11 protein-coding genes are annotated in these 14,572 nt (G+C 58.4%); 9 read left to right on the forward strand and 2 right to left on the reverse strand.

Annotated features, from left to right (window positions below):
• Positions 1 to 18: 18 nt before the first annotated feature.
• The gene (gene parE / locus ACOTWU_RS05275; protein WP_017384044.1) at positions 19 to 1,911 is read left to right on the forward strand and encodes a DNA topoisomerase IV subunit B; all 1,893 of its coding nucleotides are present in this window, start codon (positions 19 to 21) and stop codon (positions 1,909 to 1,911) included.
• A gap of 85 nt (positions 1,912 to 1,996) precedes the next feature.
• Here the strand turns inward: parE and ACOTWU_RS05280 are convergent, their stop codons facing one another.
• Entirely contained in the window at positions 1,997 to 4,126 is a 2,130-nt protein-coding gene (locus tag ACOTWU_RS05280; protein WP_126498756.1) for a TonB-dependent siderophore receptor, read from the reverse strand.
• Between the two features lie 384 nt (positions 4,127 to 4,510).
• Here ACOTWU_RS05280 and ACOTWU_RS05285 point away from each other — a divergent pair, with 384 nt between their 5' ends.
• Genes ACOTWU_RS05285 through ACOTWU_RS05305 form a run of 5 tightly spaced genes read left to right on the forward strand, consistent with a single transcriptional unit; the run spans position 4,511 to position 9,172 of the window.
• Positions 4,511 to 5,323, forward strand: coding sequence for an ABC transporter ATP-binding protein (locus ACOTWU_RS05285; RefSeq protein WP_023304439.1), 813 nt, complete (start codon positions 4,511 to 4,513; stop codon positions 5,321 to 5,323).
• Complete coding sequence (locus ACOTWU_RS05290) at positions 5,320 to 6,303, forward strand: FecCD family ABC transporter permease (RefSeq protein WP_023304438.1); 984 nt, start codon at positions 5,320 to 5,322, stop codon at positions 6,301 to 6,303. Before ACOTWU_RS05285 ends, ACOTWU_RS05290 begins: the two co-directional genes overlap by 4 nt.
• Complete coding sequence (locus ACOTWU_RS05295) at positions 6,300 to 7,340, forward strand: FecCD family ABC transporter permease (RefSeq protein ID WP_017692658.1); 1,041 nt, start codon at positions 6,300 to 6,302, stop codon at positions 7,338 to 7,340. Before ACOTWU_RS05290 ends, ACOTWU_RS05295 begins: the two co-directional genes overlap by 4 nt.
• A 9-nt stretch (positions 7,341 to 7,349) precedes the next feature.
• Entirely contained in the window at positions 7,350 to 8,300 is a 951-nt protein-coding gene (locus tag ACOTWU_RS05300) for an iron-siderophore ABC transporter substrate-binding protein (protein WP_023295451.1), read from the forward strand.
• Positions 8,297 to 9,172 carry a MurR/RpiR family transcriptional regulator gene (locus ACOTWU_RS05305; protein WP_023304437.1) on the forward strand — a complete coding sequence of 292 codons (876 nt, stop codon included), beginning with the start codon at positions 8,297 to 8,299 and terminating at the stop codon, positions 9,170 to 9,172. The genes ACOTWU_RS05300 and ACOTWU_RS05305 overlap by 4 nt, the downstream gene beginning before the upstream one ends.
• 41 nt (positions 9,173 to 9,213) lie before the next feature.
• On the opposite strand, the gene ACOTWU_RS05310 is transcribed toward ACOTWU_RS05305, so the two are convergent.
• On the reverse strand, positions 9,214 to 10,053 hold the full coding sequence (locus ACOTWU_RS05310; RefSeq protein WP_032619012.1) for a helix-turn-helix transcriptional regulator: 840 nt from the start codon (positions 10,051 to 10,053) through the stop codon (positions 9,214 to 9,216).
• Positions 10,054 to 10,219: 166 nt separating this feature from the next.
• Between ACOTWU_RS05310 and ACOTWU_RS05315 the strand changes: the two genes are divergently transcribed.
• The 3 genes from ACOTWU_RS05315 to ACOTWU_RS05325 are packed head-to-tail and all read left to right on the forward strand — an operon-like array spanning position 10,220 to position 14,547.
• A complete protein-coding gene (locus tag ACOTWU_RS05315) occupies positions 10,220 to 12,034 on the forward strand; it encodes a DUF2264 domain-containing protein (protein ID WP_126498757.1) in 1,815 nt (604 codons plus the stop codon).
• Between the two features lie 31 nt (positions 12,035 to 12,065).
• Entirely contained in the window at positions 12,066 to 13,331 is a 1,266-nt protein-coding gene (locus tag ACOTWU_RS05320; RefSeq protein ID WP_045906822.1) for an oligosaccharide MFS transporter, read from the forward strand.
• 28 nt (positions 13,332 to 13,359) lie between these two features.
• The gene (locus ACOTWU_RS05325) at positions 13,360 to 14,547 is read left to right on the forward strand and encodes a glycoside hydrolase family 88 protein (RefSeq protein WP_017384052.1); all 1,188 of its coding nucleotides are present in this window, start codon (positions 13,360 to 13,362) and stop codon (positions 14,545 to 14,547) included.
• The last annotated feature ends 25 nt before the right edge of the window (positions 14,548 to 14,572 follow it).

Raw genomic sequence — 14,572 nt, forward strand, 5'->3', positions numbered from 1 at the left:
GAATTGCTAGCTTAAATCATGACGCAAACCTATAACGCTGATGCCATTGAGGTACTCACCGGGCTTGAGCCGGTTCGCCGCCGCCCGGGGATGTACACCGATACGACGCGCCCAAACCACCTGGGCCAGGAAGTAATTGATAACAGTGTGGACGAAGCGCTGGCAGGCCATGCCAGACGCGTGGACGTTATCCTGCACGCCGATCAGTCGCTGGAAGTTATCGACGACGGCCGCGGCATGCCGGTAGATATCCACCCGGAAGAGGGTGTTCCCGCCGTTGAGCTGATCCTCTGTCGTCTGCACGCGGGCGGTAAGTTCTCCAACAAAAACTACCAGTTCTCCGGCGGCTTGCACGGCGTGGGGATCTCCGTGGTTAACGCCCTGTCAAAGCGCGTGGAAGTGAACGTTCGTCGCGATGGCCAGGTGTATAACATCGCGTTTGAAAACGGCGAAAAAGTGCAGGATTTGCAGGTCGTCGGGACGTGCGGTAAACGCAACACCGGCACCAGCGTCCATTTCTGGCCTGACGAAAGCTTCTTCGACAGCCCACGCTTTTCCGTTTCTCGCCTGACGCACCTGCTGAAAGCCAAAGCGGTGCTGTGCCCGGGCGTGGAAATCACCTTTAAAGATCATGTAAATAACACCGAACAGAGCTGGCGCTACGAAAAGGGTCTGAACGACTACCTGTGCGAAGCGGTTAACGGCCTGCCGACCCTGCCGGAAAAACCGTTCGTCGGGAATTTCGAAGGTGACACCGAAGCGGTGGACTGGGCGCTGCTGTGGCTGCCGGAAGGCGGTGAGCTGCTGACGGAAAGCTACGTCAACCTGATCCCAACGCTGCTCGGCGGGACGCACGTCAACGGCCTGCGTCAGGGGCTGCTGGATGCGATGCGCGAGTTCTGCGAATACCGCAACATTCTGCCGCGCGGCGTGAAGCTTTCCGCAGAAGATATCTGGGACCGCTGCGCCTACGTGCTCTCCGTGAAGATGCAGGATCCGCAGTTTGCCGGTCAGACTAAAGAGCGCCTGTCGTCACGCCAGTGTGCGGCGTTCGTCTCCGGCGTGGTGAAAGATGCGTTTACCCTGTGGCTGAACCAGAACGTTCAGGCCGCAGAAATGCTGGCTGAAATGGCCATCTCCAGCGCCCAGCGTCGCCTGCGCGCGGCGAAGAAAGTGGTGCGTAAAAAGCTGACCAGCGGCCCCGCGCTGCCGGGCAAGCTGGCGGACTGTACCGCCCAGGATCTCAACCGCACCGAGCTGTTCCTGGTGGAAGGGGACTCGGCAGGCGGATCGGCCAAGCAGGCGCGCGATCGTGAATATCAGGCGATCATGCCGCTCAAGGGTAAGATCCTCAACACCTGGGAGGTCTCGTCTGATGAAGTGCTGGCCTCGCAGGAAGTACACGACATCTCCGTGGCGATCGGCATCGATCCGGACAGCGACGATCTGAGCCAGCTGCGCTACGGCAAGATCTGTATCCTCGCGGATGCGGACTCCGATGGTCTGCACATCGCCACGCTGCTCTGTGCGCTGTTCGTGAAGCACTTCCGCACGCTGGTGAAAAACGGTCACGTCCACGTGGCGCTGCCGCCGCTGTACCGTATCGACCTTGGCAAAGAAGTCTACTATGCGCTGACGGAAGAAGAGAAAGCGGGCGTGCTGGAGCAGCTCAAACGCAAGAAGGGCAAACCGAACGTTCAGCGCTTTAAAGGGCTGGGCGAGATGAACCCGATGCAGCTGCGTGAAACCACCCTGGATCCGAACACCCGCCGTCTGGTGCAGCTGACCATCAGCGATGAAGACGAACAGCAAACCAACGCCGTGATGGATATGCTGCTGGCCAAGAAACGTTCTGAAGACCGACGTAACTGGCTCCAGGAGAAAGGCGATATGGCGGATATTGAGGCCTGATGTCCCCTCACCCTAACCCTCTCCCACAGGGAGGGGGTTAGGATCGTAGGCCCGGTAAGCGTTAGCGCCACCGGGCTTTTTTACGTCAAAACTCCATCTTCACCGTAAACTGCACTTCACGCGGGTCGCCAATCTGGTTGCCCAGGTTGTTGGTCGCAATCGACGACGTGTAGTAGGTCTTATCGAACAGATTCTTCACGTTCACCTGTAGCGTCACCGGATATTGCAGCTTCATTTTGTACGCCGCAAATGCATCCGCCACGAAATAGCCCGGCAGATAATAATCCGCACCGTTAGTCGCTGAGCGGCGGCTTACGCCGTGCCCGCCGCCGCCAATTGTCAGCGTATTCCCGGCAAACGCATTGTGAATATCGTACGTCAGGAACAGGGAGCCGGTATGGCGCGGTACGTTCGGCAGCGGTTTGCCCGCGTAGTCCGGGTCTTCCAGCACCTTCGCATCGGTATAGCCGTAGCTGGCGATAATGTTGGTGTTCTCGGTCAGCGATCCGGCGAGATCCACTTCGACACCCTGCGAGCGCACGCGGCCCGCGGTTTTGGCGACGGTTTCATCACCGACGCTCTCGCTGTACAGCACGTTGCGCTTGTGGATATCAAACAGCGCGATGTTGGCGGTAATGCCGTCGAACAGGTCGAATTTAGCGCCTATTTCATACGCGTTCGACGTTTCCGGCGGCAGGTCGCCGATGTAGCTCGCAATGGACGACTGCGGCATAAACGTCTGGGAATAGTTGGCAAACAGGGAGACTGCCGGCGTGAGCTTGTATACCAGGCCCAGCTTCGGCGTCCACTGGTCGTCGCGGCTGTCGGTGTTGACGTTAAACGGACGGCCTTTGCCCGCGTACTGGGTGTAATACTGGTAGCGCAGTCCGGCAACGGCGATCCATTTATCGGTCAGGTACAGCGCGTCCTGCGCGTAGGCGGAGTAGCTCTCCTGCTTGATGGTTTGATCGCTGTCGGCTGCCGAGACGGTGGTGCACTTGCCGAGGCTGCCGTAGCTCGGGTTGTAAATATTGAAATCCTTAACGTTCTTACAACGGATCATGTCCGTGCGCAGCAGATCGTAATTCTCATACGACACGCCGGTCAGGATCTCATTGTAAAAGCCCGCGATGTCCACGTTCCCCTGCAAATCTGCCCGCGTTGTGTGCATACGCTGGGTCGAACCCTGGGTCGCATCCACGCGGCGGGTCAGGTTGCCGGTTTTTGAATCGTAGGCCATCACGCGAGCCTGGTTATCGCTGTACTTATCCTGGCTGTAGCTGTAGTCGAACTTCGCGGTCCACTGGCTGTTGAGCCGATACTCCGCGTTAAGCTGAGCGAGGTCGGACTGACCGTCGGTCACGTTAAATGGCTCATCAAAGCGGGTTTTGCGATCGACGTCGACGGCCTTTTTGGTGTTGAGATCGAAGATCGTTCCGCGATCGAACGGCGTTTTATAGTCGCGATGCGAATAGAGCACGGTCACGGTGGCATCATCGCCGAACCAGGTCAAAGACGGGGCGATAAAGGTGCTGCGTTCGGTGCCGAAATTACGCCAGTAATCCTCGTCCTGATACTCCCCCGTCAGGCGATAGGCCAGACGCGTACCTTCAATTGGACCGGTGACGTCAAACTGTCCGCTACCGCCGCCAAAGCTGGTTGATGTGGCAGAAATCGAGCCGCCGAAGGTTTTCTCCGGGCGTTTGGTCACCACGTTAATCAGGCCGCCGGGGTCGAGAATACCGTAAAGGGTCGAGGCCGGGCCTTTTAGCACCTCCACGCGCTCGGTTGCGGCATTGACGCTGCGCGGCAGCACGGTGCGCAGGCCGTTGGTCATGATCGAGCCATCGCGGTTTGCGCCGAAGCCACGGCGCACGAAGGCATCCTGCGTGCCGCCCAGGGTGTTGGTCTGCACCACGTTGCTGACGTTATACAGCGCCTCGTCTAGCGTGGTCGCGTTTTGGTCTTCCAGCACTTTATCGCTGACGGTATTGACCACCTGCGGGATGTCCAGCATCGGCATGTTGGTCAGCGTGGCGGTGGAGGTGTTCAGGGGCTGATAGCCGCTGGTGGCGTCGGTGGAAGCGTAAGGATCGGCAGTGACGGTAAGCGTCTCACCGTCTTTTGCTGCTGCGTGCACCAGAGGCGCCATGAACAGGAGTGAAAAGAGCGCGCGCCCTTTTACCCCGGCGAATGAAGGTGTGAACTTAGCCATTACATCTGTTTTCCCAAAATATCCTGCGATGAAATGCTCGCGGAAGAATGTGTGAGTCATTGCCCTTACGGTCTGTCCGTTAGCCTCTATGGCGTCGGACTTGTAATTGAGAATCATTCAAGCATGAGGGCATGTAGTAGTAAATGAAATAAATAAAAATTTCGCTACAGAGGTTTCTCTCTGACTAATACGCTTCGTTTTCTGGTTTAAGATATTGAAAATAATTAATAAAAATGAATTTTAATTTGTGCGGTGATGCTCAATTATCCCTGGGTTTTACAGGGTGTATCTTCGCTTGACTACTACATGGAGCGGCGGCAAACTCACAAAAGAGAATGAGTTTTATTTTTATTTGTTGGTTTTTTTTCTTACGTTGGCGTTCACGTGGCTTACTACATCAAAAAGCCGGGACTGGTTCTTGAGAACCTCTCCGCGGGTTACCAGAAAAAAATCATCGTTGATGATATCTCCCTTGCGATCCCCCAGCAGAAAATGACTGTTCTGGTGGGCGCAAACGGCTGCGGAAAATCGACGCTGTTAAGTACCCTCGCACGGCTGCTTCAGCCGCTCGGCGGCAGCGCGGTGCTGGACGGCAAAGCCATCCACTCGCAACCAACCAAAGCGGTCGCCCGCCAGCTCGGGATCCTGCCGCAGTCTCCGCTGCTTCCAGAAGGGTTAACCGTATTTGAGCTGGTCTCGCGCGGACGTTTCCCCTGGCAGAACGTGATGCGCCAGTGGAGCGAGGAAGACGAGCGGGCCGTGGAAGAGGCGTTACGCCTGACCGGAACGGCAGAGTTTGCCCATCATCTGGTTGAAAGCCTGTCCGGCGGCCAGCGCCAGCGCTGCTGGATCGCTATGGTGCTGGCGCAGCAAACGCCCTATATCCTGCTGGATGAACCCACGACGTACCTCGATCTTCGCTACCAGGTGGAGATCCTCGAACTGCTGCACACGCTGACGCGCCGGCACGGGCGCACCGTGGTGGTGGTTCTGCACGATCTCAACTTCGCCGTGAATTACGGTGATTCGCTGGTCTTTTTACGTCAGGGAAAGGTTGAGGGGGTACTGCATGAGGGCGACGCCTGCACGCCGGAGCTGATCAAAGCGGTGTTTGACGTCGACGTGCATATGTCGGTTAACCCGCTGACCGGCAAGCCGTTCTTTATGCCGTTCCGTCAGGCTGACGACAAACCATGATGCGCACATCTGTGGCCTTTATTCTCTTTACGCTGCTGCTTCTGGCAGGCGCGATTGCGCACCTGAGCATCGGGGCGCGCGTTATCGCCCCCCGGACGGTAGTAGACGCATTTTTCCACTTCGACCCGCGCAATTTTGAGCATAGCGTGATCGTCAGGCTGCGCTTGATGCGGCTGTGCGCCGCCCTGGTGGCGGGCGCGGCGCTCGGCATCGCGGGCGTGCTGCTGCAATCAGTGATCCGCAACCCGCTCGGCGAGCCGCATATCCTGGGGCTGAATGCAGGGGCGGCGCTGGCGGTGGTGCTGACGAGTGCCCTCGGGCTGTCGCTGCCGTTTGGCCGCCCTCTGATAGCCGCAGCTGGCGCCGCCGCGCTCTTTTTGCTGGTGCTAACGTTCTCCTCATCCGGGCGTACCGGTCTCACGCCGATGAAGGTCACGCTGTGCGGCGTGGCAATGTCGGCATTTGCCTCATCGATAACCGCCACGGTGTTGATTCTGGATGAACAGACGCTGCTGGCCGTGCGGACCTGGCTTGCGGGGGATGTGGCGGGAGTCATCGGCGAGACGATCGCTAGCGCCGCGGGGGCCGCTGCCGTGGGTTTTGCGCTGGCGCTCTGGCTGTCGCCGTCGCTGAACATGCTGGCGCTGGGCGAGAGAATGGCGCAGGGGCTTGGCGTGTCGCTGCTGAAAACGCGCCTGCTCGCGCTGCTGGCCATCGCCCTGCTGTGCGGCGCGGCGGTTTCAGTTGCCGGACCGATCGGGTTTATCGGACTCGTGGTGCCGCAGCTGATTCGCCGTCTGGTATCGGTGGACCTGCGCGTGATGGTGCCGCTTTCAGCCCTCTGCGGGGCGCTGGTTCTGCTGATGGCGGATATCGCCGCCCGTACGCTGTTAACGCCGTATGAGCTGGCAACCGGCGTGATGACTGCACTGGTCGGCGCGCCGGTCTTTATCCTTATGGCGTCAAGGATGTTCAAATGAACCGGGCTGGATTGAGGGCAGTACGATTTTTCTCCTTCTCGGCGCTGGTTCGCCCGAGGGCGCTGCTGTATCTGGCCGTATTATCGCTTGCCGCTCTCCTGCTGCTAAGTTTTGGCCTGACGCACGGTTCGCTGCCCATTCCTGCTTCCGCCATCGGACGTGCGCTGTTTTATCCTGAACGTCTGACGGCGGATGCGCATTACATTGTGATGGATATCCGCCTGCCGCGCCTGCTGATGGCGGTGCTGTGCGGCGCGATGCTCGGCATGGCGGGGGCGGCCATGCAGTCCATTACCCGCAACGGCCTTGCTGACCCCGGTCTTATCGGCGTGAAAGAGGGCTGTAGCGCGGCGGTGCTGCTGCTGATTTTTCAGTTTCCGGGATTGGGGCCGTACTGGCGTCCACTTATCGGCATGGCCGGTGGGCTGCTGACCGCGCTGCTGGTAGTGGCGCTGGCGCGTGATATCTCGCGCCCGCGATTCATCCTGATTGGCATCGGCGTGTCATGGGCGTTTGCCGCCGCGATGGGGGTCTTTATGACGACCGCCGACGTGCGCGACGTCCAGACGGCGATGCTGTGGCTGGCGGGGAGCCTGCATGCGGCAAGCTGGACGCTGGTCAGCATCGCTGCTGCCTGGACAGTGCCAGCGTTTGCGCTGCTGCTCTTTACCGCACGCGCCGCAGACGTAGCCTTGCTCGGCAACCACACTGCGACGGGGCTGGGCGTGCGGACTTCACGCCTCGCTCTGCTGCGCGTGTTTGCCCCCGTGGTGCTCACCGCGGCCTGCGTCTCCTGCGTGGGGAGTATCGGCTTTGTCGGGCTGATTGCCCCGCACATGGCGCGCCTGCTGCTGCGCGGAGGGCAAACGGCACTGCTGACGGGAAGTGCCGTACTGGGCGCGCTGCTGGTGCTGCTGGCGGATAACGTCGGGCGGCTGGCATTTCTCCCGTTGCAGCTGCCGGCGGGAATTGTCATTTCACTGATTGGCGGACCGTTTTTCCTGCTGCTGCTCTGGCAGCGTCGGGATCGATTTTAGGGGATAAAAATGCGCGTATTTTTTGCAATGCTGGTGCTGGTGGGTTTTGCTGTAGGAGCCGCAGAGCCAACGCAGACGTTTACTGACGACCTGAACCGCAACGTGGTGGTGCCGGTTAACCCGAAGCGGATTGTGTCCCTGCACGACCTGGATATCACCATTCCGCTGATCGAGCTTGGCGTACCGCCGGTTGCCAGCCATGGCCGCACCCGACCGGACGGCAGCCATTTTCTGCGTTCCAGCGGTATGCTGACGGGCATCGATTTTGATAATTCCGACATCACATTCATCGGCACCGCGGATATCGATATTGAAGCCATCGCCGCGGCGAAGCCGGATCTTATCATCACCGAGCCGACCCGCAACACGCCGGTCGAACAGCTGGAAAAAATTGCCCCGACGGTGAGTATCGATCACCTCGACGGCGGTGCGCCGGAGATCTACCGCAAGCTGGCGCAGCTTACCGGGACAGAGGCGCGGCTGAAGATTCTGGAGCGTCGCTATCAGGAGCAGATCGAGGCGCTAAAGGCGACCATCGATACGAGCAAACTGACCGTCTCGGTGATTCAGGCCAATCAGGGCAAAATCAACGCCATGCACAGCTACCACTCGCTTGGGCGCGTGCTGCGCGACGCAGGGTTCAGGTTCCCGCCGCTGATTGAGAGCATCCCGGAGGGCGGGCGCATCGACGTCAGCGCCGAGCGCCTGCCGGAGCTGGATGCTGATTTTGTCTTTGCCACCTGGCGCGGGGACACCGGCGGAAAACCGCAGGACGAGCTGGCGGCGATGGATGCGGTGATGCCGGGCTGGTGTCAGTTTCTCAACGCCTGCCGAACCGGGCATTACGTGCTCATCTCCCGCGAGGAAGCGATCTCAAATTCATTTGCCTCGCTGGGGCTGATGGCCGCGCAGGTGCAGTCGCAGATAGTGGGCCGTCCGCTGCCGGAGGCCGCACGATGATCCGAAAAATTGATGTCTACGGCGACCGCCTCCGCTCGCGGGCGCACCAGCTGACGCCGCGTCTGCTGCAGGTGGCGAGCTATATCAATGAAAATCGTGAAGCGGTTATTGAGCAGACGGCAATGGAGATTGCCGCTGTGCTACACACCTCGGACGCCACCGTGGTGCGTGCCATTCAGGCGCTTGGGTTTGGCGGGCTGCGGGATCTCAAGCAGACCCTGGAGCAGTGGTTTGGCCCGGTGGTCACCTCCAGCGAGAAGATGTCCACCACGGTAAACACGCTTACCAGCGACGTCGACGCGAGCATCGATTTTGTGCTGGAAGGCCATCAGCACACCTGCGCGGTGTTGTCCGAACCGGGCAACCGCTACGCGATGGCGCAGGCCGTGTCGCTGCTGGCGCAGGCGAGACAGGTCGCTATTTTTGGCATTGGCGCATCCGGCATTCTGGCCGAGTACACCTCGCGACTGTTTAGCCGTATAGGCCTGCCTGCGATCCCGCTCAACCGCACCGGTATTGGCCTCGCCGAACAGCTGATTGCCCTACAGCGCGGTGACGTGCTGGTAATGATGGCGCAAAAATCCGCGCACCGGGAGGGGCAGACCACGCTGCGCGAAGCGAAGCGCCTGGGTATTCCCACCATTTTGCTGACCAACGCCACGGACTCGCGCTTTAGCAAAGAGGCAAGCGTAGTGATCCACGTCCCGCGCGGCGGCGAGAAAGGCAAAATCCCGCTGCACGGCACGGTGCTGCTGTGCCTGGAGATGATTATTCTGTCCGTCGCCTCCACCGAGCCGCAGCGCACCATCAAGTCGATGAAGCGCATCAACGAGTTACACCGCGGATTAAAGCCGGGGAAGAAGAGCGGATGATCTTCCCCCTCTCTCCGTGGGAGAGGGCTGGGGTGAGGGCGTCAAACCGCACGATGGTTCTTCCTGTACTGCAACGGCGTCTCGCCAATCCCCTTTTTAAACGCGCTGATAAACCACGTCACGTCGGAAAATCCCGCCTGTGCGGCAATGTCACGCACGCTCGAATCCGTGTGGAGTAAACACTCGCACGCCTTACGCAACCTTAGCGTGTTCAGGTAGTCGTGAATTTTTTCGCCCGTTTCCGCATGGAATCTTCGCGATACGTAACTGCGTGATTTACCCAGCTCTTCGGCCAGGGCATCCAGACGAAATTTCTCCTGATAATGCTCGTCGAGCCAGAACATTACCTGGCTGGCGATCCCCTGGCTGTTGCCCGGCTCACCGTCGTGATCGTCGGGGAGCATCGCGAACAGGCCGATCAGCAGGCTGGCGATGCTCTCGCCGTTCATCGGCGGTTTATAGCAGCTAAACAGATGGTCGATATGGTGGTGACAGTGGGCTAAATCGGCGACCCACGCTTCGCCGCCACGGCGTGACAGCCGCTCCAGGCGCTGCCGGGTCTGGGGAAAATCCCGCAGGATCTTCAGCACCGCGTGCTGGTCGAGATGAATAATGGTGCGGCGGTAAATTGCCTCCGCCTGTTCGTCCACCATGACCTTGTGCAGCGTAAAAGGCGGGAAGAAAAACAGTCGTCCGGGGCGCATGGTGTAGTGACGATTATCGACAATCGCCACGCCAAAGCCCTCTTCCACATAGAGGATCTCCAGACACTGATGCCAGTGATGGTAGCGCACCGTATTGGCAAACAGGCGGCTGAACGAGGCCACGGTATCATTCAGGGCGATCAGTTCCAGAAGGTCGGATGTCGGCGTGTCGCGCATAGTGCAATAAAACTCAACTTTTTCCCGTCTGATCGTCTTTATAAACCACCTTTTTAAATTTTCTCAACTGGAGGTTTATTCATCGTTCATGCCTGTGACATGGCTAACATTTCTGCCCCTTGCGGATTCACTATGCTTTGCCGCAGTTGATTACGAGGGCGAACCGATGTGGGCGGCAAACAAAGAAAAATCAAATCCGTTGTCTTCACGCCAGGAGGTAGTGGCGTCGTTGAATGCACTTTTACAGGCGCTGGACACGCAATTTCCGGCGAACCGTTCACGATTCCCGCTGGGCGACACCTGCGCCCATTACACCGCGGATATTGCGCAGATGGAGGGACTTTCCCGCGCGCTCTGGGGGCTGTTTCCGCTGATGGCATCCGGCGAAAGCACGCCGTTCAGCGAGAAGTACCTTACTGCCATTAAGCTTGGTACCGACCCGCAAAGCAGCGGCTACTGGGGTGAAACCGGCCCGTACGATCAACGTCTGGTGGAGATGGCGGCCTACGGTCTGGGGCTCGCTCTGCTGGGGGATAAACTCACCGCGCACTTTACCGGGCGCGAGGTGATGAACCTGCACGCGTGGCTCAACCAAATCACCGACGCGCAGATGCCGGACAGCAACTGGAACTATTTTGCCATTATGGTCCAGCTCGGCTTTAAGCGCGCCGGCCTGCCGTACGATCGGGCCGCCATTGACCACCGCTTTGCGCTAATGGACGCCTACTACCTCGGCGACGGCTGGTATTCCGACGGTCCCGGTCGCCCGAAAGATTACTACATCTCCATGGCTTTCCATTTCTACGGCCTGATTTACGCCACCCTGAGTGACGACGAGGCGAGGGCGAAGGTGCTGCGCGAGCGCTCGCGTCTGTTCGCGGAAGACTTTATCTACTGGTCCGCCGCCGATGGCGCCTCGGTGCCGTTTGGCCGCAGCCTGACCTACCGCTTTGCCATGGTTGCCTTCTGGAGCGCGGTGGCCTTTTCTCAACTGGACGTCTTCACCCCGGGCATCGTGAAGGGCATTGTGCTGCGGCATCTGCGCTGGTGGCAGCAGCAGTCGATTGTCGATCGCGACGGTATTCTTACCCTGGGGTTTGCGTATCCGAACCTGGCGATGTGCGAGGATTACAACTCCCCCGGTTCACCGTACTGGGCGCTGAAAATCTATCTGATCCTGGCGCTGCCGGAAGCACACCCGTTCTGGCAGGCGGAAGAACAACCGCTGCCCACGCTTGCTGAAAAACATGTGATTCCGCATGCGCAGCAGATCCTGATGCATTCGAAAGATTCTCAGCACGTCGTCATGCTCACCGCCGGTCAGCTGGAGCTGAACAATTACGTCAACACCGAAGCGAAATACACCAAATTTGCCTACTCCAGCCGCTTCGGATTCACCCTTGAGCGCGGGCGTTTTGGCCTGAAGCATGCCGCCTGCGATTCCATGCTGCTGCTGGCGGACGGAGATGACTATTTCCGCGGTCGTCGCGAGTGCGAAGAGGTTCGGGTGGATGAAAATTACATTTTCTCGCGCTGGTCGCCGTGGCGCGACGTGCAGATTGCGACCTGGCAGATCCCGTTCGGGGAGTGGCACCTGCGCCTGCACCGTATCAACAGCGCGCGCACTCTGCAAACCGTCGAGGGCGGCTTTGCGGTGATGAAAACCGCCCACCAGGTGCGCGAACGCGGTTGTTATCTGTTGGCTGAAAACGGCAGCAGCGTCATTGTCGATCTTTCGCCGATCATTCAGCGCCAGCCAGACAGCATCGTCACGCCGCCGAACAGCAGCATTATATTTGCGGAGTGCGCCTCCATTCCGCTGTTAAAAGCTGACCTCACGCAAGGGGAAAGCTGGCTCTGTTGCGCCGTTCTGGCTGGCGGAAAACAGCCTGCTGCGGCGACGCCGCATCTGAATATAACCCATAACCAGGTCGTGATTAGCGAACCCGGAAGCGAACGTAAGCTGTCGTTCACATTATAAAAATCTGGCCCTACACCCCGGCGAGGATGATATGAAAAGCACATCGACAACCAACAGAACTGAATACTACAAAATCAGCAGCTTTATCTTTCTCTATTTCTTTACCTGGTCTGCCAGTATTGGTCTGCTGGCGATCTGGCTCGGTCAGAAAGCCAACCTGAGCGGATCGGTGATTGGAACCGTCTTTGCGGTGAACGGGATATTCTCCGTTATTCTCAAGCCGATCTACGGCTATATTCTCGATAAGGTCGGCATGAGCAAATATCTGCTCTATTTTGTGGTGATCATGTCGGCCCTGATGGCGCCATTCTTTATTTATGTTTACCAGCCGCTGTTAATGTCTAATACCCTGCTGGGGATTATTATCGGCGCGCTCTATTTAAGCTTTGCCTGGTACGCGGGCGTGGCGGCGTGTGAATCTTATTCCGACCGCTTTAGCCGTTTGAATGGCATGGAGTTCGGGCAGATCCGTATGTGGGGATCGCTCGGCTGGGCGGTGGCGTCATCTTTCTCCGGCCTGCTGTTCAACCTCTCACCGGCGTATAACTTTATTCTCGGCAGCGTGGCGTCGGTGGTGATGCTGATTGTCCTTCTGAGCCTGAAAGTGAACACTAACTCCGCTCACGCAGGCGAGGTGCTGACGAAAGAGAAAATAGCCCCGTCTGACGTTTACGCCCTGCTGCGTAACCGCAAATTCTGGGCTTTCTGCCTGTACGTGGCGGGCGTGGCATGGATGATGTTTATCGCCGAGCAGCAATTCTCGCGCTATTTCGTCACCTTCTTCGATGATATTCATGAGGGCAACGCCGTATTCGGCTATCTCGGGACCGTACAGTCGGGCATGGAATTTGTCATGTATATGGTGGTCCCGCTGTTTGTGAACTTTATTGGCGCCAAACGCGGGCTGTTAATTGTCGGGCTGGTGGTTGGGGCGCGTCTGATTATTTCCGGCATGTGTGATTCACACCTGTTAATTTCAGTGCTTAAGCCGCTGTACGGTCTGGAAATTTGTCTCCTGCTGGTGTCGGTATTTAAATATATCGCCGAGCATTTCGACAAGCGCGTCAATGCCACCATGTATTTACTCGGCTATCAGGCGATGCTCTACGTTGGCAACGTGGTGGTCTCTTCCCCTGCCGGCTATATGTATGACCGTATTGGCTTTGAGCACACCTATATCATCATGGGCGCAACGGCGCTGACCTTTACCCTTATTTCTGCTTTTACGTTATCCGCCTGTCAGAGCAAATGGCGCGGGGCTCGTGCGCTGAACGTAGCAGAAACGTCAACACGATAAATTACGCCGTCAAAGAAGGAACCGAAATATGTTAAGTCGTATCAAAGAAGAACGTCTGCCTGTTATCGTTGCGCCCGTTGACTCCCGCGCATTCAGCGATGAACTGAATTCGGCGCGCAGCCACGTTCTCGACCTGATTAGCCGTCATTTAACGGAGTTCGGCGACAAATTCCCGGCGGAAACCTGCCAGAACGGTTTTTATCCGCTGACTGACAACGTGGAGTGGACCGCCAGCTTCTGGACCGGGCAGCTGTGGCTGGCATGGGAGATGAGCGGCGAGGAAAAATTCCGCGCGATGGCGGAAAAACACGTGCGCTCGTTTGGCCTGCGCATCGCCGGGCGCAACGACACCAACACCCACGATTTAGGCTTCCTCTACACGCTCTCCTGCGTAGCCGCGTGGCGGCTGACCGGAAACCGCGAGGCGCGCGGCTTCTCGCTACTGGCGGCGGAAGCCCTGCTGGAACGCTTCCACGAGAAGGCGAAAATCATCCAGGCGTGGGGCGATCTCTCCGATCCGGAGCAGGCCGGGCGGATGATCATCGACTGCAACATGAACCTGCCGCTGCTCTACTGGGCAACGGAGCAGACGGGCGATCCGCGCTTTGCCGACGCCGCAAAAGCGCACGTCATGCAGGCCGCGACATACCTCATTCGTGACGATGCCTCCACCTTCCACACCTACTATATGGATGTGGCAACCGGCGCACCGCGCTACGGCAACACCCAGCAGGGCTACGCCGACGACTCCTGCTGGTCGCGCGGGCAGGCTTGGGGCATTTACGGTTTCCTGCTGAGCTATATCTATACCGGCGACGAAACGATGATCGCCCTGTCAAAACGGCTGGCGAACTACTTCCTCAATCGCCTGCCGGAAGACTACGTCTGCCACTGGGATCTGGCGCTGGTGGGCACCGACGCACTGCGTGATTCTTCCTCGGCGGCAATTGCGGTGTGTGGACTGCTGGAGCTGGTGAAACATCTGCCGGTCACAGATCCGGATCGCGAACGTTACCTCGAATGGGCAAAAGGGATTATGTCCTCGCTGACAAAGCACTATCTGATGGGCAAAGAAGAGAAGGGCAACGGGCTGCTTAAGCACTCGGTGTATCACCTGGCGAGCAATAAAGGCGTGGATGAGTGCGCGAGCTGGGGCGATTACTTCTACGTTGAGGCACTGGTGCGTTTTACGCAGAGCTGGAAACTGTACTGGTAAAAACAGTCGGGGGGTAACCCCCGAC

The sequence above is a fragment of the Enterobacter cloacae complex sp. GYL001 genome, assembly GCF_049237125.1.
GTDB classification, from domain to species: Bacteria; Pseudomonadota; Gammaproteobacteria; order Enterobacterales; family Enterobacteriaceae; genus Enterobacter; species Enterobacter hormaechei_C.